This is a genomic window from Citrobacter sp. Cpo071 (assembly GCF_030332765.1).
GTDB lineage: Bacteria > Pseudomonadota > Gammaproteobacteria > Enterobacterales > Enterobacteriaceae > Citrobacter > Citrobacter portucalensis.
Window position 1 is genome coordinate 78,072 of record NZ_JAOWHE010000065.1, and the last position, 18,940, is coordinate 97,011.

Genomic DNA, 18,940 nt, shown 5'->3' on the forward strand with positions numbered 1-18,940 from the left:
GCCCCATCCCTGGGAATTGAATAATCTAAACCCAGGGAGAGGGCAGGGGATCAGCGTCGAGCTTTAAATCGCGCTAACGTATTTTCAACGAGGACAAAGAACACTGGAACAAAATAGATTGCCAGTACCGTCGCGGCCAGCATCCCACCGATAACCCCCGTACCGACGGCATTTTGCGCACCAGAGCCCGCGCCGTTGCTTATTGCCAGTGGAATAACCCCCAGGATGAAGGCCAGTGAGGTCATCAGAATTGGACGTAAGCGCATTTGCGCGGCTTCCACCGCAGCCTCAAGCGGCGTTTTCCCTTCTTTCTGCATAATCTCGACGGCAAACTCGACGATCAGAATGGCGTTTTTAGCCGACAGCCCCATGGTGGTGAGCAGGCCGACCTGGAAATAAACATCATTGCTCAGGCCACGCAGATCGGTAGCCAGCAAAGCGCCGACCACCCCGATTGGCACAACCAGCATCACCGAGAACGGGATCGACCAGCTTTCATACAGTGCCGCCAGCGCCAGAAACACGACGATCAGCGAAATGCCGTACAGCATTGGTGCCTGGTTTGTGGATAGCGCCTCCTGATAAGACAGACCGGTCCAGGCATAGCCGACGCCTGCGGGCAGTTTATTAATCAGCGATGCCATAAATTTCATCGCATCACCGCTGCTTTTCCCTTCAACCGGCTGGCCCAGAATTTCCATTGCTGGTTGACCGTTGTAGCGTTCAAGGCGAGGAGAACCGTAGGTCCACTCGGTGGATGAGTAGGCGGAGAGCGGCGTCATGGAACCGGAGGCGTTACGTACGTACCAGTGGTTGATATTGTCCGGCAACATACGGAACGGCGTATCGGCCTGGACATACACTTTTTTTACGCGCCCCTGGTTCAGGAAATCATTGACATAGCGACTACCAAACGCGGTGGAGATGGTCTGATTAATATCCGATAACGCAACGCCCATAGCTTCAGCCTTTTTGGCGTTGACGTGAATGCGGAACATCGGTGTATCTTCCAGACCGTTCGGACGCACCCCGTCGACCTCACCGGATGACTGGTTGGCCAAAGCCAGAAGCTGGTTCCGCGCCTGCATCATTTTTTCATGCCCAAGATTACCGTTATCCAGCAGCTCCATATCAAACCCTGATGCGGTGCCCAATTCTGCGACCGCCGGTAAATTGAACGGATAAACGACGGCATTATTGATGGTGCTTAAGGCCATCATTGCCCGTCGAATAATGGCGGTAACCGAGTTTTCTTCGCCAACGCGTTCTGACCAGGGCTTCAGGCTGATAAACGCCAGACCGTTGTTTTGTCCCTGGCCGCTGAAACCAAATCCGCCGACGGTGAAAACAGAAGCAACGTTTTTCTGCTCTTTCGTCAGGTAGTAGTCGGTTATTTCTCCGAGCACTTTGCTGGTGTTCACCATCGTTGAACCCGAAGGCAATTGTGCCGTGGTCATGAATACCCCCTGATCTTCTTCAGGCAGAAACGAGGTCGGAGTGCGTAAAAACAGCACAATCATGCCCGCGCCAATGACTAAATAGACGACCATATAACGGCCTGTGCGACGTAGCAGTCTACGGGTGCTGTCCGTGTAGTGCTGAGTGCATTTCTCCATGAAGTGATTGAAACGGGTAAACAGAAAATGTGTGTTTGCCTTTTCTCCTTCGTGGGATTTCAACAACATAGCGCAAAGTGCAGGCGTCAGGCTCATTGCCACAAATACTGACAGCAGCATGGAGGAGATCAAGGTGATGGAAAACTGACGGAAAATTTCACCCGTTGCCCCGCTCATAAACGCCATCGGCATAAATACGGCGGATAAAACGACGGCAATACCAACCAGCGCCCTCTGGAGCTGGCCCATTGCTTTGTGCGTTGCCGCTTTTGGAGACAAGTGCTCTTCAGCAATAATACGTTCTACGTTCTCAACCACCACGATGGCATCATCGACCAACAGCCCTATCGCCAGCACCATGCCAAACATCGTGAGCGTGTTAATCGAAAAACCGGCGACGTCGAGTATTGCAAAGGTTCCGAGGATAACCACCGGAACGGCGATAGTGGGGATAAGCGTCGCACGGAAACTCTGCAAAAACAGATACATGACGAGGAATACCAGAATGATTGCCTCGATCAAAGTATGAAAAACACCCTGAATCGAAATCTCGATAAACGGCGTGGTGTCATAGGGATAAACGGTTTTCATACTGGCCGGAAACCAGGCCGATAATCTGTTCAGCTCTTGTTTGACCGCCTGGGACGTTGCCAGGGCATTGGCGCCAGCGGCAAGTTTAATCGCAATCCCGGCGGCGGGTTTGCCGTTGTAACGTGCAACCGTTGCATAATTTTCCGCACCCAGCTCAATGCGCGCGACATCGCGCAGCAGAACCTGAGAACCATCTTGCTGAACTTTAAGGAAGATCTTGCCAAATTCATCGGTCGTTTGCAGACGCGTCTGGACGATTATCGACGCATTTAACTGCTGATCGGCTGACTGAGGCATACCCCCCAACTGCCCGCCAGATATCTGATTATTCTGCACTTTGAGCTGGGTAATGACGTCCTCGGGAGTGAGGTTATACTTGTCGAGCTTTTGTGGATCCAACCAGATGCGCATGGCGTATTGCGAACCGAATAACTGCACGCTCCCCACCCCGGCAGTGCGGCTTAGCGGATCTTTAATGTTCGAGGCCACATAGTCGGCAATATCATATTGGCTCAGGCTGTTATTATCAGAGATAAAACCGGCGACCATTAATATATTGCTGCTGGATTTATCAACGCTGATCCCTTGCTGTTGTACTTCCTGTGGCAAGGAAGGCATCGCCAGCTGTAGTTTATTCTGTACCTGAACCTGCGCAATATCGGGTGACGTACCCGTTTTGAAGGTCAGGATAATCGAGGCATTACCTGCCGCATCGCTGGTGGATGACATATACATCAGGCCATCAAGACCATTCATATTCTGTTCAATCACCTGGGTGACGGAGTCTTCAACGGTCTTTGCGTCAGCCCCTGGGTAGGCAGCGCTGATGGTAATGGTTGGGGGCGCAATTTGTGGATATTGGGCGACAGGCAGGTTCATTATCGCGATACCGCCCGTAAACATCATGATAATAGCGAGCACCCAGGCGAAAACCGGGCGCTCAATAAAAAAGTTGGCCATGAAGAAAGTGTCCTTAATGCCTGAAATATTACTGTTCAGCTACCGTGTCAGGTGTGTTCAGTTTTGAAGGGAGGACCCGGGCTTTGATTCCCGGATGAATTCTTTGTAATCCGGACACAATGACCCGATCGCCAGGATGTAATCCCGCGGTCACTAACCATTGATTACCAACGGCCTTCACTGCGTTTATTTCACGCAGTTGCACTACGTTTTCCTGGTCAAGGATCAGCGCGGTGGCTTTTCCTTGCTCGTTATGCGTAATTCCTTGCTGGGGGACCATCAACACGTTTTGTTGACTGCCTTCGTCCAGCAACGCCGTGACATACATACCGGGTAAAATTTCACCTTCAGGATTGGGAAATACGGCGCGCAGGGTTACCGAACCGGTGGTCTCATCAACAGCGGGATCGGAAAACTCAAGCGTACCGGTATGGCGATAGGGCTTGCCGTTTTCCAGCATCAGTTCAACCGGAATTTTGCCTTGTTGCTGGGCGATTTGGCCGTTGGCTTTCTCTTCTTTCAGGCGTAAGAAGTCCTGTACTGATTGGGTTAAATCAACATAAATCGGATCTAATCTCTGAACGGTGACCAGCGCGTTTTCCTGATTGGCAGTAACCAGGGCACCCACGGTCACGGAAGATTTGCCGCTAATGCCATCAATGGGCGAGGTAACATTGGCGTATCGAAGATTGATGGTGGCTTGTTCAAGATCCGCTTTAGCGACGGCAACATTGGCTTGCGCTTCATTAAGCTGTGAACGCGTCGTGTCATAGTCCTGGCGGCTGACGTAATTAGATTTTATTAATGCTGACTGCCGATTGAGTGTCAGACGAACATTATTGGCGGTAGCCTGTGCCTTTGCCAACGCGCCTTTGGCTGAGTCCAGTCGTGCCTGCAGCGGGGCTGGATCAATTTGATACAGTGATTCTCCTTTGCTGACTTTATCACCTTCAACAAAGTTGCGTTTTATGATGATCCCACCAACCTGAGGGCGGATTTCGGCGATCTCGAACGCAAGCGCGCGACCCGGAAGTTCACTTTTAATATTTACTGAGGAGGGCGCTAAGGTAACAACGCCGACCTCGGGCTCCATGGCGGTTTTTACTGCAGGTTTATTATCGCAGGCGGTGATGATGACGCTACTAAAGAATAATGGTATCAACAGTAAGCATTTTCTGTTCATAGTAATCCCTGAATAATGTATAAACACAAATGTTCTTTTATTGCATGCAGGGTGGGGGAGTTGTCGGTAAATAACAAAAGATGGTCAGGCATGAGAAGGGTAAAGCCCATTTCTTCGCTAACAAATTAGCGGTTAAAAATTATATGTAACAGGAAGAATGCATGTTAAGCGAAGGATCTCATGAAGCAGGATGGCGCAATAAGATAAACGCGGGGTGATGAGAAGGGTTGTTTGCCAACACCTGACTCCGGAATATAGTCGCGCCATCTTACCTCTGGGATTATTTCACTAGCTCCGGAGTTACCTGAGTGACTGTATTGGCGTAGTAAGGCGCTCCCCACATCGGCTCAGGCCAGAATGCGCCGTAACCATAATCCCACATGTTATAGGTGGTGTTGACAGACTCAGTTAAATGCCAAACCTGGATTCCTTGTAAATCAACTTTAACAAAGTTGTACGGGACTTTGTTGATGAATCCTGACTCATCTCCTTGAATTGTTCCCAAAATGGTCACGAAATGGTTTCTGTAGTTTACCGGATCGAGGAAACCTTTCTGCTGGGCAAGAATACGTCCCTGATAGCTCGCGTCTATTTGTGGCTTAGCAGAGTCGTTCAGTGGCAAAACGGCGATTTCCAGCAACGTATCATTTTTGGTGTTAATCACATTGATGACTTTACCACCAAAGCGAGCCTGTTGACCGGTATATAAACCGGGCTGGTTATGCACGGAGATAAAGTTTTTTTGGATATCGGGTTGATTATTACCTTTGATATTCTCAGGAATGGAAGCACATGATGCCAGGGTGAAAGCAAGGGCAATAATCATCAACCCTTTTGTATTTTTCATTTTACTTTCCTGCTTAAAAAAGACAGGTCTATAGTAAACCTTTGCGTATTATTGTCAGCATGCGCATTGTTGATTATCTAATATTAATATAATTGTAGCTTATGGTAATAACGGATTGTATTTTATCTGGTCGCTGAATGAGGACGATATTTTCAACGACCATAAAAGTAACGGCTGGCATCACGCTTTCACGTCACGCTGGCGGGAATGTAATAAAGCGGATCGTCAATTTTTGCGGTGCTCATCACCCGACAGAATGACCGTTTTCATTACTCCCGTCACCCAGACGGTAAGCCAGCGCCACCACTAGCGACTGCACCAGGCACAGCGTCGCAGACTGGGATCGAAACGCGTCAACCTGCGCCTCTTTCACCACAAAGCAGAGATCGCTGAATGTGGCCAGCGGGCTTATCTGGCTGTCGGTAATCACGATCTGGCGCGCGCCGGCATTGGCCGCAGTTTCGCTGACCATCACCGTTTCTTCCGCATAAGGCGAGAAGCTAATCGACACCACGATATCGTGCGCTTTGATGCGGTTAATCTGCTCGCGCAGCATTCCGCCCATTCCGTCGAGCAAAATAGGGCGACATTCAAGATGGCTCAGGGCGTAGGTGAGATAGGCCGCTACGCTAAACGAACGACGCAGACCTGCAATGTAAATGGTGTCGGCTTCTGCCAGCAATTGTACGGCGCGTTCCAGCATTTCAGGTTCGGCACGGGCTGCCAGCTGCTGGAGCGCCTGGGTATTCGAACGGGCGAACTCCTGCAGGATATCGAGCGGGGTTTCCGGTACGGCTTCGCTTTCCATCTCACGGAACATGCGCGCGCGGTCGCTGTAGCTGGCGGTTTCCTCTACCAGGTTCATACGAAACAGCTGTTTCATTTCGTTGAAGCCGGTGAAGTCAAAGGCGTTGGCGAAGCGGATCAGCGTAGAGGGGGGCACTCCGGCACGTTCAGCAATGACGGCAACCGTATCAAAGGCCACGCTATTGGTATTATCCAGCACATAGCGGGACACCTGCTGCAGCCTCTTACTCAGGCTATCGTAGCGATCGCGGATTTGCTGCTGCAGCTCGTTCAGGCTGGTTGCTGTTGTCATTTTACCTCCTGGTACATAGTTTTATGATTCTAAACGCAAAACCGCGTCTTTGAAATGTCACTCATTCATCTGGCTGTAAAAACGAAACAAAAGCTTCAGGCTTGTCGTCCGCTGAAACGTTATGCCAGTGCACGCTAATCATGCGATTCCGCTTGTTAACATAAAAACCCATCCTTGATCACATTAATCATTATTTATTTTATTTCAACTTAAAATGGAATGTTTGTTTCATATATAGTACACAGATAACAGTGTTCAGGTAACAGTCACGTATCAACAGCGAGAGGTTAAGGATGGAGACAGTAGCGAATTTTATCCACGGCGAATGTGTCACCGGTTCAGGCCAGCGCGTTCAGGCAATCTTCAACCCGGCCACCGGCGAGCAGATCCGCCAGGTGGTGATGAGTACGACACAGGAAACCGAGCAGGCCATTGCGGTAGCGCACGACGCATTCCCCGGTTGGGCGCGCCATTCTCCGTTAAAACGTGCGCGAGTGATGTTCCGCTTTAAGGCGCTGTTGGAAGAAAACATGGAGAGGCTGGCTCGCATCATCAGCGAAGAGCATGGCAAGGTATTCTCTGACGCAGTTGGTGAGCTGACCCGCGGCCTGGAAGTGGTGGAGTTTGCCTGTGGCATCCCACATCTGCAAAAGGGCGAACACTCAGCCAACGTAGGGACCGGCGTCGATAGCCATTCGCTGATGCAACCGCTCGGGGTTTGCGTCGGGATCACGCCGTTTAACTTTCCGGCAATGGTACCGATGTGGATGTTCCCCATCGCGCTGGCAACCGGGAATACCTTCGTGCTGAAACCCTCAGAAAAAGACCCTTCTCTCGCCCTGGCTCTGGCGAAACTGCTGCAAGAAGCCGGATTGCCGGACGGCGTGTTCAACGTCGTGCAGGGGGACAAAGAGTCCGTTGACGTGCTGTTAACTGACCCGCGTGTGCAGGCCGTGAGCTTTGTCGGCTCTACGCCGATTGCGGAATACATTTATCAGACGGCATCGGCCCACGGTAAGCGTTGCCAGGCGTTAGGTGGCGCTAAAAATCACTGCATTTTAATGCCGGATGCCGACATGGATATGGCGACCAACGCCATTATGGGGGCCGCTTACGGCGCGGCGGGTGAACGCTGCATGGCGCTTTCGGTCGTGCTGGCGGTAGGGGACAAAACGGCAGACGAGCTGTGCTCGAGACTGGAAAAACAGATTGCGGCGCTGCGTGTCGGGCCTGGTCTTGACCAGACACCGGAAAATGAAATGGGGCCGCTTATCTCCTCTGTACATCGTAATAAAGTGCTCGGTTATATCGACAGTGGGGAATCGCAGGGGGCCAGCCTGCGCGTGGATGGTCGACGTTTTAGCGTTAAAGGCCATGAGCAGGGTTATTTTGTCGGGCCGACCCTGTTTGATAACGTCACGCCGGAGATGACCATCTATAAAGAAGAGATTTTTGGACCGGTGCTTTCTGTGGTGCGCGTAGCAGATTACAGCAGCGCGGTGGAACTGATTAACCGTCATGAATATGGTAATGGCACGGCAATTTTCACACGTGACGGCGGCTGTGCACGTCGCTTCTGCGAAGAAGTGCAGGCGGGCATGGTGGGCGTAAACGTGCCAATTCCGGTGCCGATGGCGTTCCACAGTTTTGGCGGCTGGAAGCGGTCCATTTTTGGTGCGCTGAACGTTCATGGTAACGATGGCGTGCGCTTCTACACCCGGATGAAAACCGTCACCGCACGCTGGCCGGAGATGCTGCAGGACACAGGGGCCGCGTTCTCTATGCCAACGCTGGGCTGACAGGAGGGTTTATGCAAACCGAACGTATGACCATGGCTCAGGCGCTGGTCAAATTCCTTAATCAACAATATATCTGTGTCGATGGCGTGGAAACGCCCTTTGTCGAGGGCGTCGCCACCATCTTTGGTCACGGTAACGTGCTTGGCATTGGCCAGGCGCTGGAGCAGGCACCCGGTCATTTGCAGGTGATGCAGGGATGTAATGAGCAGGGAATTGCGCACATGGCGACCGGATTCGCCAAACAGCATCGGCGCCAGCGTATTTTTGCCGTGACGTCATCAGTTGGGCCGGGAGCGGCAAACATGGTGACCGCCGCGGCAACCGCGACGGCGAACCGTATTCCGCTGCTGCTGTTGCCTGGCGATGTCTACGCCAGTCGTCAGCCGGACCCGGTATTACAGCAAATTGAGCAATACCATGACCTTGGCATCAGTACCAACGACTGCTTCCGCCCGGTCTCGCGTTACTGGGACCGGATTAACCGCCCGGAGCAGTTAATGAGCGCGATGCTAAACGCGATGCGAACGCTTACTGACCCCGCAGATACTGGTGCCGTAACTATTTGCCTGCCACAGGATGTGCAGGGGGAAGCCTGGGACTATCCGCAGAGTTTCTTTGCGCGCCGCGTTCATTTGATCGAACGTCGACCACCCGACCCGCAGCGTCTGGCGATGGCGCGGGCGCTGATTGCCCGCAAACGCCGTCCGCTGGTGGTATGCGGCGGCGGGGTACGATATTCCGGCGCGCATGAGGCGTTTCGTACGTTTGTTGAAACGCTGCAACTGCCGTTTGCCGAAACTCAGGCCGGAAAGGGAGCGCTGGTTAGTGACCACCCACTTAACCTCGGAGGCATTGGGGTAACTGGAGGGATGGCAGCGAATCAGCTCGCACCGCAAGCCGATCTGGTGATCGGCATTGGTACGCGCCTCACAGACTTTACCACCGGTTCGAAAGCGCTGTTTTCTCATCCGGAGGTTGAGTTCCTGCTGCTGAACGTGGCGGAGTTTGACGCACTGAAGCTTGATGCCACTGCACTTATCGCCGACGCCCGTACCGGGCTTAAGGCATTAACCGAAACACTGAAAGACTACCGCAGCGATTGGGGGAAGGAGGTCGCTAAGGCGCAAGAGGCCTGGCGTGATGAGTGCCAACGTTTATGGGAGCGCGACTGGCGTCCCGATGACGAACCCGAAGTGGCTGGGCATCTTGACGTTCAGCTGGCGGAATATGGCGACACGCTAAACACCCGGTTGACCCAGACGAAGGTGCTGGGGCTTATCAATCAGCACATTGAAGATAACGCTATCGTCGTAGGGGCCGCCGGATCGCTGCCTGGCGATTTACAGCGTATCTGGCAGGTCAAAACCCCGGACAGCTATCACCTGGAATACGGTTACTCCTGTATGGGCTATGAGATTGCGGCTGCTATTGGAGCCAGGCTGGCGAAGCCGCAGCAGCCGGTATATGCCATGGTGGGGGATGGCTCGTACATGATGCTGCATTCCGAGCTACAAACCGCCGTCCAGGAGGGGATAAAAGTCACTATCCTGCTGTTTGATAACGCCAGCTTCGGGTGTATTAACAACCTGCAGATGGGGCATGGGATGGGGAGCTTCGGTACGGAAAACCGTCACCGTAATCCGCAAACCGGACGGTTGGATGGGCCATTGGTGAAGGTCGATTTTGCTAAAAACGCGGAAAGCTACGGCTGTCGGGCATGGCGTGTACATGACGAGCAAAGCCTACTGGCGGCGCTGGAAGCCTCGCGTGCGCATTCGGGACCTGTGCTGCTGGATATCAAAGTCCTGCCGAAAACCATGACCCACGACTATGCCTCCTGGTGGCGCACTGGCGATGCGCAGGTGGCAGAATCTCCGTCGGTGCGAAAAGCGGCTGAGCAGACGTTTGAGCAGATGAAAAACGCACGTCAGTACTAAAAGCGATTAATGCCGGATGGCGCCGCGCTTATCCGGCCTACAGCGGATTCTACCCCAGGCCGGATAAGTCGTTAGCGCTGTCATCCGGTAACCTGCGACAACGAAATTTTCATTTCATTTTTCCTTTCTCTTCATCCATCGCCTCCTTCCTGAACGGAAGGGGGCCAATTCCTGCATCTTCCCTGTTGTTATGTTGTGATATTGATAACAGATTTTATCTCGATCATCTCAAAAGTGTTAACTTGCACCCAAAAACATAATTTTCACTATTTATAAAAATGAAATAAATGTTTTATTTAAAGGGTCGTTAGTTCATCGCATTCACCAACACCGGGAGCCGTTATGTTTAACATTGCTTTACTGGGCGCTGGCCGAATTGGCCAGGTACATGCAGCTAACATTGCCAGTCACAGTGCCACTACCCTCTGGTCCGTCGTCGACCCGAATCAGGAATTTGCCACCCGTCTTGCCACACAGTACCAGGCTCGTTTGCAAAGCCTGGATGAGGCGATGACGGACCCTAACGTTCACGCCGTGCTGATTGCCTCCGCGACCGATACCCATGCGGATTTGATTGAAATGGCCGCCCGCCACGGCAAAGCCATCTTCTGTGAAAAGCCGGTCCACCTGGATCTGGCCCGTGTACGCGACTGCCTGAAAGTAGTCAAAGAGTACGACGTACCGTTGTTTATCGGTTTCAACCGCCGCTTCGATCCACAGTTTCGCCGTGTGAAAACTGACGCACTGGCCGGGCGTATCGGAAAGCCGGAATCGCTGCTGATCATCTCCCGCGACCCGTCGCCGCCGCCTGCGGAATACGTGCGTGTGTCCGGCGGTATGTTCCGTGATATGACCATCCACGATTTTGATATGGCGCGCTTTATCATGGGCGAAGAGCCGGTTTCGGTGTATGCCCAGGGCAGCAATCTGGTGGATCCGGCGATTGGCGAAGCGGGCGATATCGATACCGCGTTCATCGTACTGAAATATTCATCCGGTGCGATGGCGACCATCGTCAACAGCCGCCGTTCTTCTTACGGATACGATCAGCGCCTTGAGCTGCACGGCTCTGAAGGGCTGCTGTGCGCGGGCAACATTCTCGAAAATCAGGTGCAGCACTACGCGAAGACCGGCTGCACCAGCGCGTTACCTGAACATTTCTTCCTGCAGCGTTATAAATCGGCCTATGCCGCGGAATGGGAACACTTTGTTGCGGTACTGCGCGGCGAAGCGGTCCCTGATTGCAGCGGGGACGATGGCGAGCGTGCGCTGTATCTGGCGGATAAAGCGCTGGAGTCACTGCATAGCCAACGTGAAGTTCTCCTCTGATTGTCACCACAACCTACCCTACACAGAGAGACATAATAATGAAAAAACTGATCTTAGCTGTCCTCATCGCCATGACATCCGGGGCAGCCATTGCTGAAAACGAGCAAATTGTTTTCAGTACGCCAAACCTGGCGATGCCATTTGAAGTTCACATGCAGCGCACGGCGGTGAAAGCCGCAAAAGAGATGGGCGTGAATTTACAGGTCCTGGACGGGCAGGGTAGCTCGCCAAAACAGGTCGCTGACCTGGAAAACGCCATAACTCGTGGCGCACAGGGCTTTATTGTTTCACCAAACGATGTCAACGCGGTGTCCAGCGCGGTAGATGAAATTCAGGATGCGAAACTGCCCGTTGTTACTCTTGACCGCTCTGTTGACAGCCAGAAAAAAGTGCCGCACTTCGGCGCGAACAACTACAAAGGCGGCCAGGCGATTGGCGACTTTGTCAAAACCAAATTCCCTGACGGGGCAGACATTATTCTGCTGACCGGCCAGCCAGGCTCCTCCTCCAACATTGAACGTACTAAAGGCATTCGCGACAGCCTGAAGGCGGGTGGTGAAAAGTACAAGATCGTTGCCGATCAGACCGGTAACTGGATGCGTTCTGAAGGGATGCGCATTGTCGAAAGCGTTCTGCCTTCGTTGCCGAAGCGTCCGCAGGTGATCCTCTCCGCTAACGACGATATGGCCTTGGGCGCGATTGAAGCGTTACAGGGACAAGGACTGAAACCGGGTGAAGTTCTGGTCACGGGCTTCGATGCCGTGCCGGAAGCACTGGCGCGTGTGCGCGACGGCTGGCTGGCAGTGACGGCGGATCAGCGTCCTGGCTTTGCGGTGAAAACGGCCATGAGCCAGTTGGTGAATAACGTCCGTGAGAAGACGGCGATCACCGGGGCTGACTACCCGCCAACGCTTATCACCAAAGAGAACCTGCAGCAGGCCGAGCGTATTAGTGAGGCCGGTAACTGATATGTCCGCAGCCGCCGCACAAGTGGCGGCTCTCTATGAGGAGGAGCAGACCGATGTCGCAACCCTTACTGAAAGTGACCGACCTGGCGAAAAGCTTTTCCGGCGTTTGGGCGCTGAGCAGCGCACAGCTGACCGTCGGAGCAGGCGAAATTCATGCGCTGTTAGGTGAGAACGGTGCCGGAAAATCGACCCTGCTGAAAGCGCTGGCGGGCGCACAGCCGCAAACACGCGGGGATATTTGGTTCAACGGCGAAACATTGCCGGTAGAAGACTCTCCGGTTGAGCGGCAGAACAAGGGCATTATCACGATTTATCAGGAATTTAATCTGCTGCCCAATATGACCGTCGCCGAGAATATGTTCCTCGGTCGCGAACCGCGTAAACGCAATCTGATTGTTGACGAAAAGGCGGTAAATCAGGAAGCGCAGGTGATTCTGGATTACCTGCAACTGAACGTTGCGCCAACCACGGCCGTGGCCCGACTGAGCGTGGCGCAGCAGCAAATGGTGGAAATTGCGCGAGCGCTGACGCTGAACGCAAAGCTGATCATTATGGATGAACCTTCCGCCGCGCTGAGCGACAGCGAAGTAGAAAGCCTACACCGTGTGGTGCGGGAACTTAAAGGGCGTGGCGTGAGCATTATCTACGTCACCCATCGCCTGCATGAAGTTTTTCAACTCTGCGACCAGTTCACTGTTTTCCAGGATGGACGATTCACCGGGAATGGCGCAGTTGCACAGACCACCGTAGAACAGCTGATCCGCCTGATGGTGGGGCGCGATGTGGCCTTTAATCGCCGTCCGGCCAGCGAAACTCACCATGAAGATAAACCTGTGCGTCTGGCGGTGAAGGGGCTTAGCCGCGAAAAACCGCCGCTGGATCCGCATGGTATCGCGCTGCACGACATTAGCTTCCACGTGCATGCTGGCGAAGTGTTAGGCATTGCCGGACTGGTGGGTGCCGGGCGCACTGAAGTGGCCCGCTGCCTGTTTGGCGCCGACAGTTTTACTTCCGGCAGCTTTGAACTTGATGGCGTGCCATATCAGCCGCGCGATCCGCTGTTTGCGCTGGATCAGGGGCTGGCGCTGGTACCGGAAGATCGTAAAAAAGAGGGCGCGGTGCTTGGGCTGTCGATCCGCGACAACCTGTCGCTCTCCAGCCTCTCGTCACTACTGCACTGGCGCTGGTTCGTGAATACCCGCAAAGAGGATGCCCTGATCGAGTCATACCGCCAGGCGCTGCAGATCAAAATGGTCAACAGCGCGCAAGAGGTGCGCAAGCTCTCCGGCGGGAACCAGCAGAAAGTAATCCTCGCGCGTTGCATGGCGCTTAATCCTCGGGTGTTGATCGTGGATGAACCAACGCGCGGCATCGATGTTGGCACCAAATCAGAAGTCCATCAGGTGCTGTTTGATATGGCGAAAAAGGGCGTGGCGGTGATCGTGATCTCCTCCGATCTGCCGGAAGTCATGGCGGTTTCCGATCGGATCATCACGTTAAGTGAAGGCCGGGTGACTGGCGAGATCCACGGCGACGACGCTAATGAAGAGCGGCTAATGACGATGATGGCCATCAACCACAACGCCCTGAATGCGGCATAACGGAGTGATTCATGACGCAGATTATTTCTAAAACGCAGGTTCCTGCCAAACGCGGCGGACGTCTTGATCCCATTGCCTTTTTTGAGCGCTTTGGGGTACTGATTTTCATGATCCTGCTGCTGATTTTCTTTCAGTTGCAGAACAGCAATTTTCTTTCTGAACGCAATATTTTCAACATTCTGACCGAAGTCTCCATCTACGGGATCATGGCGGTGGGGATGACGTTTGTCATTCTGACCGCCGGGATCGATCTGTCGGTGGGCTCCATCCTGGCGGTCTGCGCCATGACCGCCGCGTATGTGATTAAGGGCGACAACTTCACCACCGTCGACCCGAACGCCTGGGGAGGCATGAGCTGGCTGATTGGCCTTGGTATCTGTATGGCGATGGGCACCGCGATTGGTTTTCTGCATGGCCTCGGCGTGACCCGCCTGCGTCTGCCGCCGTTTATTGTCACCCTCGGCGGGATGACTATCTGGCGCGGCCTGACGCTGGTGATTAACGACGGCGCACCAATTGCCGGTTTCGACGCGGGATACCGCTGGTGGGGACGCGGCGAACTGCTTGGTATCTCCATTCCAATCTGGATATTCGCGCTGGTGGCGGTAGGCGGTTATCTGGCGCTACATAAAACCCGCTGGGGGCGCTTCGTGTACGCCATCGGCGGCAACCCGGAGGCGGCGCGTCTGGCAGGGGTTAACGTGAAGCGCGTGCTGGTGAGCGTCTACGTGTTAATTGGCTGTCTGGCAGGGCTGGCGGGTTTCATTCTCAGCGCGCGGTTGGGCAGCGCAGAAGCGGTTGCCGGGATCTCGTTTGAGCTGCGCGTTATCGCCTCGGTGGTCATTGGCGGTACCTCACTGATGGGCGGCTACGGGCGTATTGGCGGCACCATTATCGGCTCGATCATCATGGGCATCCTGATTAACGGTCTGGTGCTGATGAACGTCTCGGCTTACTACCAACAAATTATTACCGGCTTAATTATCGTTCTGGCGGTGGCGTTCGATACCTACGCCAAGAGCCGTCGCGGCGCATTGTGAGGATCATGATGAAAGAAGTTCGTATTGGATTGATTGGCACCGGGTATATCGGCAAGGCGCATGCCATCGCCTATGCCCAGGCCCCGACGGTGTTTAACCTGCGCGGCAAGCTGGTGCGCGAAATGGTGGCGGAAGTCTCTCCAGAGCTGGCCGCCGAGCGGGCGCAGGCGTTTGGCTTCAATCGCTCAACCGGAGACTGGCGTGCGCTGGTGGCTGACCCGGCCATTGATGTCGTGGATATCTGTTCTCCTAATCATCTGCACAAAGAGATGGCGCTGGAAGCGATTCGCCATGGCAAGCATGTGTATTCAGAAAAGCCGTTGGCGCTGAACGCCCACGACGCACGTGAAATGGTTGAGGCTGCACAGCGGGCAGGAGTGAAAACGCTGGTGGGGTTCAACTATATGAAGAACCCAACGGCGCAGCTGGCGAAAGAGATCATTGAGCGCGGAGAAATTGGTGAGGTGATCCATTTCTACGGCACCCACAACGAAGACTACATGGCCGATCCGCTTGCGCCGATCCACTGGCATTGTTTTAAAGAGACCGCCGGACTTGGTGCGCTTGGCGATCTGGCGGCGCATATCGTCAATATGGCGCAGTACCTTGTTGGGGATATTCAGCAGGTCTGCGGCGACCTGAAGATCGTGGTGCCACAGCGTCCGGCGAAAGTCGGTTCCTCGCAAATGGTGACGGTAGAGAACGAAGATCAGGCCCACGCGATGGTGCGCTTTGCAGGCGGTGCGCAAGGGGTGATTGAAACCTCGCGCGTTGCCTGTGGCCGCAAGATGGGGTTGTCGTATGTGATTACCGGGACCAAAGGAACCATCAGTTTTACTCAGGAGCGTATGGCTGAGCTGAAGCTCTATCTGCATGACGATCCGGTCAACCGCCAGGGGTTTCGCACTTTACTGGTTGGCCCGGCGCACCCGGACTACGGCGCGTTTTGCATGGGAGCCGGGCATGGTATCGGCTTTAACGACCAGAAAACAGTAGAAGTACGTGACCTGGTGGACGGCATTGCCGCCGATGCACCGATGTGGCCGGACTTTGAAGAGGGCTGGAAGGTGTCGCGCGTGCTTGACGCTATCGCACTCTCGCACCAGGAAGGCCGCTGGCTGAACGTGAACGACATTGTCTGAAGAGGTATCAACGTGGAAAAGCAGTTTGATGTGATATGCATGGGCCGCGTGGCGGTTGACCTCTACAGTCAGCAAATTGGCGCGCGCCTGGAAGATGTGTCGAGCTTTGCCAAATATCTTGGTGGTTCGTCTGGAAACGTGGCTTACGGCACGGCACGCCAGGGACTGCGTTCTTCAATGCTGGCGCGGGTTGGCGACGAACATATGGGGCGTTTCCTGCGTGAAGAATTAAACCAGGTAGGCTGCGATACCAGCCATCTGATCACTGATAAAGACCGCCTGACGGCGCTGGTGCTACTCGGCATTAAAGACCGGGACACCTTCCCACTGATTTTTTACCGTGATAACTGCGCGGATATGGCGATTACCGCCAGCGATGTTGATGAACAGTACATCGCTTCTGCTCGTTGTCTTGCCATCACCGGGACGCATCTTTCTCATCCGCAAACCCGCGAGGCGGTGTTGACGGCGCTCGCTTACGCCCGGCGTCACGGCGTGCGTACGGCGCTGGATATCGACTATCGCCCGGTGCTGTGGGGACTTACTTCCTTAGGCGACGGCGAAACACGCTTTATCGCCGCCGATCAGGTCACCCGCCAGTTGCAGGAGGTGCTGCATCTTTTTGATGTAATTGTCGGCACCGAGGAGGAGTTTCATATTGCGGGCGGCAGTACCGATACGCTGCAGGCGCTGTCGCAGGTTCGCGGCGTGAGTCACGCGACGCTGGTCTGCAAGCGCGGTGCGCTTGGCAGTTCGGTGTATACCGACGCCATCCCGGCCCGGCTGGACGATGGCCTGACAGTCACCGGCGTACGCGTAGAGGTGCTGAACGTGCTGGGGGCGGGGGATGCGTTTATGTCCGGTCTGCTGCGCGGCTACCTCAACGATGAGGGATGGGAGCAGGCGTGCCGCTACGCCAACGCCTGCGGTGCGCTGGTGGTGTCGCGTCACGGCTGTGCGCCGGCGATGCCGAGCAAAGTGGAGCTTGATGATTATCTTTCTCGCGCCGCAGAGGTTCCACGTCCGGATCTCGATCCGCATCTCAACCATTTGCATCGCGTGACGACTCGCCGCCGCACATGGCCGGAACTGTGCGTGATGGCCTTCGATCACCGTAGCCAACTGGAAGATATGGCGTTGCAGTGCGGCGCGTCTTTGAAGCGTATTCCGGCATTGAAACAGCTTATTTTGCAGGCCAGCCGTGAAGCGGCCAACAGCGCCGGGCTGGAGGGCAAGGCCGGGCTACTCTGCGATGGTACGTTTGGTCAGGATGCGCTGAATGCGATAACCGGAGAGGGCTGGTGGATTGGCCGTCCTATCGAATTACCGGGATCGCGGCCGTTGGAAATGGAACACGGCAATATAGGTTCGCAGCTCATCAGTTGGCCGCAGGAGCATGTGGTGAAGTGTCTGGTCTTTTTCCATCCGGAAGATGCCCACGCGTTGCGTCTGGAACAAGAACAGAAAATCGCTGAGGTGTACCGCGCCTGTTGCCAGTCCGGTCATGAGCTGCTGCTGGAGGTGATTTTACCGGCCAGTATGCCGCGCAGTGATGAACTGTATTTGCGCGCCATTTCCCGCTTCTACAACTTAGGGATCTACCCCGACTGGTGGAAACTCCCACCGCTGACTTCTGCTGGCTGGACGGCGTTGAGTGACATTATCGAACGGCGCGATCCGCACTGCCGTGGCGTGGTGATCCTGGGTCTGGACGCACCGGCAGAGCAACTGTGTGCTGATTTTAAAGCGGCTGCGGGTCATGGGGTGGTAAAAGGTTTTGCCGTGGGACGCACGCTGTTCGGCGACGCTTCCCGCGCGTGGTTGAAACACGATATTGACGATGCGCAGCTGGTGACGCGCATTAAAGATAACTACCTGCAGCTTATCGCCTGGTGGCGCGAGCGCGGACAAGCATAATTCAGGAGAAGATGATGACGGTACAATTAGGTATTAATCCACTGACATGGACGAATGACGATCTTCCTTCACTGGGCGCTGAGACGTCGCTTGATACGTGTCTGAGCGAGGGCAAAGAGGCTGGATTTGCTGGTTTCGAACTGGGCAACAAATTCCCGCGTGAGGCGCGACTGCTCGGCCCCATTTTGCAGCACCACGACCTGCAACTGGTTTCCGGCTGGTACTCCGGACGTCTGCTGGAACGCAGCGTGGAGGAGGAGATTGCCGCCGTGCAGTCACATCTGACGTTACTGCGCGAACTGGGAGCGAAGGTGCTGGTCTTTGCCGAAGTCAGTGGCTGCATTCACGGCGAGCAGCAGACGCCGGTACATCTGCGTCCGCGCTTCCCGCAAGAGCGCTGGCAAGAGTACGGTGAAAAGCTCACCGAGTTTGCGCGCTACACCCAGCAGCAGGGGGTACAGATTGCCTATCACCACCACATGGGAACGGTGATTGAATCTGCTGAAGATGTGGATAATCTGATGACGAATACCGGTGATGAAGTTGGCTTGTTGCTCGATACCGGGCATTTGACCTTTGCGGGTGCCGATCCGTTGGCTGTGGCGCAGCGCTGGGCATCACGTATCAACCATGTTCACTGCAAAGACGTACGTGCCGACGTGCTGGCGGATGTCAAAAACCGCAAAACCAGCTTCCTCGATGCGGTGCTGAGCGGCGTCTTTACCGTACCGGGAGATGGCTGCGTTGACTATCCGCCAATCATGGCATTGCTGAAGGCGAACCAGTATCAGGGGTGGCTGGTGGTGGAGGCGGAGCAGGATCCAGCCATCGCGCATCCGCTGACGTATGCGCGTCTGGGCTATAACAACCTTAGCCGTCTGGCGCGGGATGCCGGGCTTATCTGAGGAGGT

Annotated in this window: 13 protein-coding genes; 9 read left to right on the plus strand and 4 right to left on the minus strand. The window is 54.5% G+C overall.

The features are described from left to right. Positions 1–50: 50 nt before the first annotated feature. From OGY09_RS03500 to OGY09_RS03515, 4 genes are all read right to left on the minus strand, one after another. Positions 51–3,167: an efflux RND transporter permease subunit gene (locus OGY09_RS03500; protein WP_032944653.1), complete on the minus strand. Its 3,117-nt coding sequence runs from the start codon at positions 3,165–3,167 to the stop codon at positions 51–53. A 28-nt stretch (positions 3,168–3,195) separates the two neighbouring features. Continuing rightward, positions 3,196–4,350, minus strand: a complete 1,155-nt coding sequence (locus tag OGY09_RS03505; protein WP_032944652.1) for an efflux RND transporter periplasmic adaptor subunit — start codon at positions 4,348–4,350, stop codon at positions 3,196–3,198. A gap of 280 nt (positions 4,351–4,630) precedes the next feature. Beyond that, positions 4,631–5,197 (minus strand): Slp family lipoprotein, encoded by a 567-nt coding sequence (locus OGY09_RS03510; protein ID WP_003826090.1) that lies wholly within the window; start codon positions 5,195–5,197, stop codon positions 4,631–4,633. A gap of 244 nt (positions 5,198–5,441) precedes the next feature. Further along, positions 5,442–6,296, minus strand: coding sequence for a MurR/RpiR family transcriptional regulator (locus tag OGY09_RS03515; RefSeq protein WP_032944650.1), 855 nt, complete (start codon positions 6,294–6,296; stop codon positions 5,442–5,444). A 293-nt stretch (positions 6,297–6,589) separates the two neighbouring features. Here OGY09_RS03515 and OGY09_RS03520 point away from each other — a divergent pair, with 293 nt between their 5' ends. From OGY09_RS03520 to iolE, 9 genes are all read left to right on the plus strand, one after another. Beyond that, positions 6,590–8,095, plus strand: a complete 1,506-nt coding sequence (locus OGY09_RS03520) for a CoA-acylating methylmalonate-semialdehyde dehydrogenase (RefSeq protein WP_032944648.1) — start codon at positions 6,590–6,592, stop codon at positions 8,093–8,095. An 11-nt stretch (positions 8,096–8,106) separates the two neighbouring features. Then, complete coding sequence (gene iolD, locus OGY09_RS03525) at positions 8,107–10,032, plus strand: 3D-(3,5/4)-trihydroxycyclohexane-1,2-dione acylhydrolase (decyclizing) (protein WP_032944646.1); 1,926 nt, start codon at positions 8,107–8,109, stop codon at positions 10,030–10,032. A 342-nt stretch (positions 10,033–10,374) separates the two neighbouring features. After that, a complete protein-coding gene (gene iolG / locus OGY09_RS03530) occupies positions 10,375–11,361 on the plus strand; it encodes an inositol 2-dehydrogenase (protein ID WP_032944644.1) in 987 nt (328 codons plus the stop codon). Between the two features lie 38 nt (positions 11,362–11,399). Next, positions 11,400–12,329, plus strand: a complete 930-nt coding sequence (locus OGY09_RS03535; RefSeq protein ID WP_003839787.1) for a sugar ABC transporter substrate-binding protein — start codon at positions 11,400–11,402, stop codon at positions 12,327–12,329. A gap of 53 nt (positions 12,330–12,382) precedes the next feature. Then, positions 12,383–13,930 (plus strand): sugar ABC transporter ATP-binding protein, encoded by a 1,548-nt coding sequence (locus OGY09_RS03540; protein ID WP_008785559.1) that lies wholly within the window; start codon positions 12,383–12,385, stop codon positions 13,928–13,930. An 11-nt stretch (positions 13,931–13,941) separates the two neighbouring features. Continuing rightward, the gene (locus OGY09_RS03545) at positions 13,942–14,970 is read left to right on the plus strand and encodes an ABC transporter permease (protein WP_003826102.1); all 1,029 of its coding nucleotides are present in this window, start codon (positions 13,942–13,944) and stop codon (positions 14,968–14,970) included. 8 nt (positions 14,971–14,978) lie between these two features. Then, positions 14,979–16,112 (plus strand): Gfo/Idh/MocA family protein, encoded by a 1,134-nt coding sequence (locus OGY09_RS03550; RefSeq protein WP_032944642.1) that lies wholly within the window; start codon positions 14,979–14,981, stop codon positions 16,110–16,112. Positions 16,113–16,124: 12 nt separating this feature from the next. Beyond that, positions 16,125–18,029: a bifunctional 5-dehydro-2-deoxygluconokinase/5-dehydro-2-deoxyphosphogluconate aldolase gene (locus tag OGY09_RS03555; protein WP_032944639.1), complete on the plus strand. Its 1,905-nt coding sequence runs from the start codon at positions 16,125–16,127 to the stop codon at positions 18,027–18,029. Between the two features lie 14 nt (positions 18,030–18,043). After that, positions 18,044–18,934 carry a myo-inosose-2 dehydratase gene (gene iolE / locus OGY09_RS03560; protein ID WP_020996280.1) on the plus strand — a complete coding sequence of 297 codons (891 nt, stop codon included), beginning with the start codon at positions 18,044–18,046 and terminating at the stop codon, positions 18,932–18,934. Positions 18,935–18,940: the final 6 nt, after the last annotated feature.

Coding starts and splice junctions, on each gene's coding strand:
- OGY09_RS03500 (WP_032944653.1), bottom strand. CDS start 3,167: ATGGCCAACTTTTTTATTGAGCGCCCGGTTTTCGCCTGGGTGCTCGCT.
- OGY09_RS03505 (WP_032944652.1), bottom strand. CDS start 4,350: ATGAACAGAAAATGCTTACTGTTGATACCATTATTCTTTAGTAGCGTC.
- OGY09_RS03510 (WP_003826090.1), bottom strand. CDS start 5,197: ATGAAAAATACAAAAGGGTTGATGATTATTGCCCTTGCTTTCACCCTG.
- OGY09_RS03515 (WP_032944650.1), bottom strand. CDS start 6,296: ATGACAACAGCAACCAGCCTGAACGAGCTGCAGCAGCAAATCCGCGAT.
- OGY09_RS03520 (WP_032944648.1), top strand. CDS start 6,590: ATGGAGACAGTAGCGAATTTTATCCACGGCGAATGTGTCACCGGTTCA.
- iolD (WP_032944646.1), top strand. CDS start 8,107: ATGCAAACCGAACGTATGACCATGGCTCAGGCGCTGGTCAAATTCCTT.
- iolG (WP_032944644.1), top strand. CDS start 10,375: ATGTTTAACATTGCTTTACTGGGCGCTGGCCGAATTGGCCAGGTACAT.
- OGY09_RS03535 (WP_003839787.1), top strand. CDS start 11,400: ATGAAAAAACTGATCTTAGCTGTCCTCATCGCCATGACATCCGGGGCA.
- OGY09_RS03540 (WP_008785559.1), top strand. CDS start 12,383: ATGTCGCAACCCTTACTGAAAGTGACCGACCTGGCGAAAAGCTTTTCC.
- OGY09_RS03545 (WP_003826102.1), top strand. CDS start 13,942: ATGACGCAGATTATTTCTAAAACGCAGGTTCCTGCCAAACGCGGCGGA.
- OGY09_RS03550 (WP_032944642.1), top strand. CDS start 14,979: ATGAAAGAAGTTCGTATTGGATTGATTGGCACCGGGTATATCGGCAAG.
- iolE (WP_020996280.1), top strand. CDS start 18,044: ATGACGGTACAATTAGGTATTAATCCACTGACATGGACGAATGACGAT.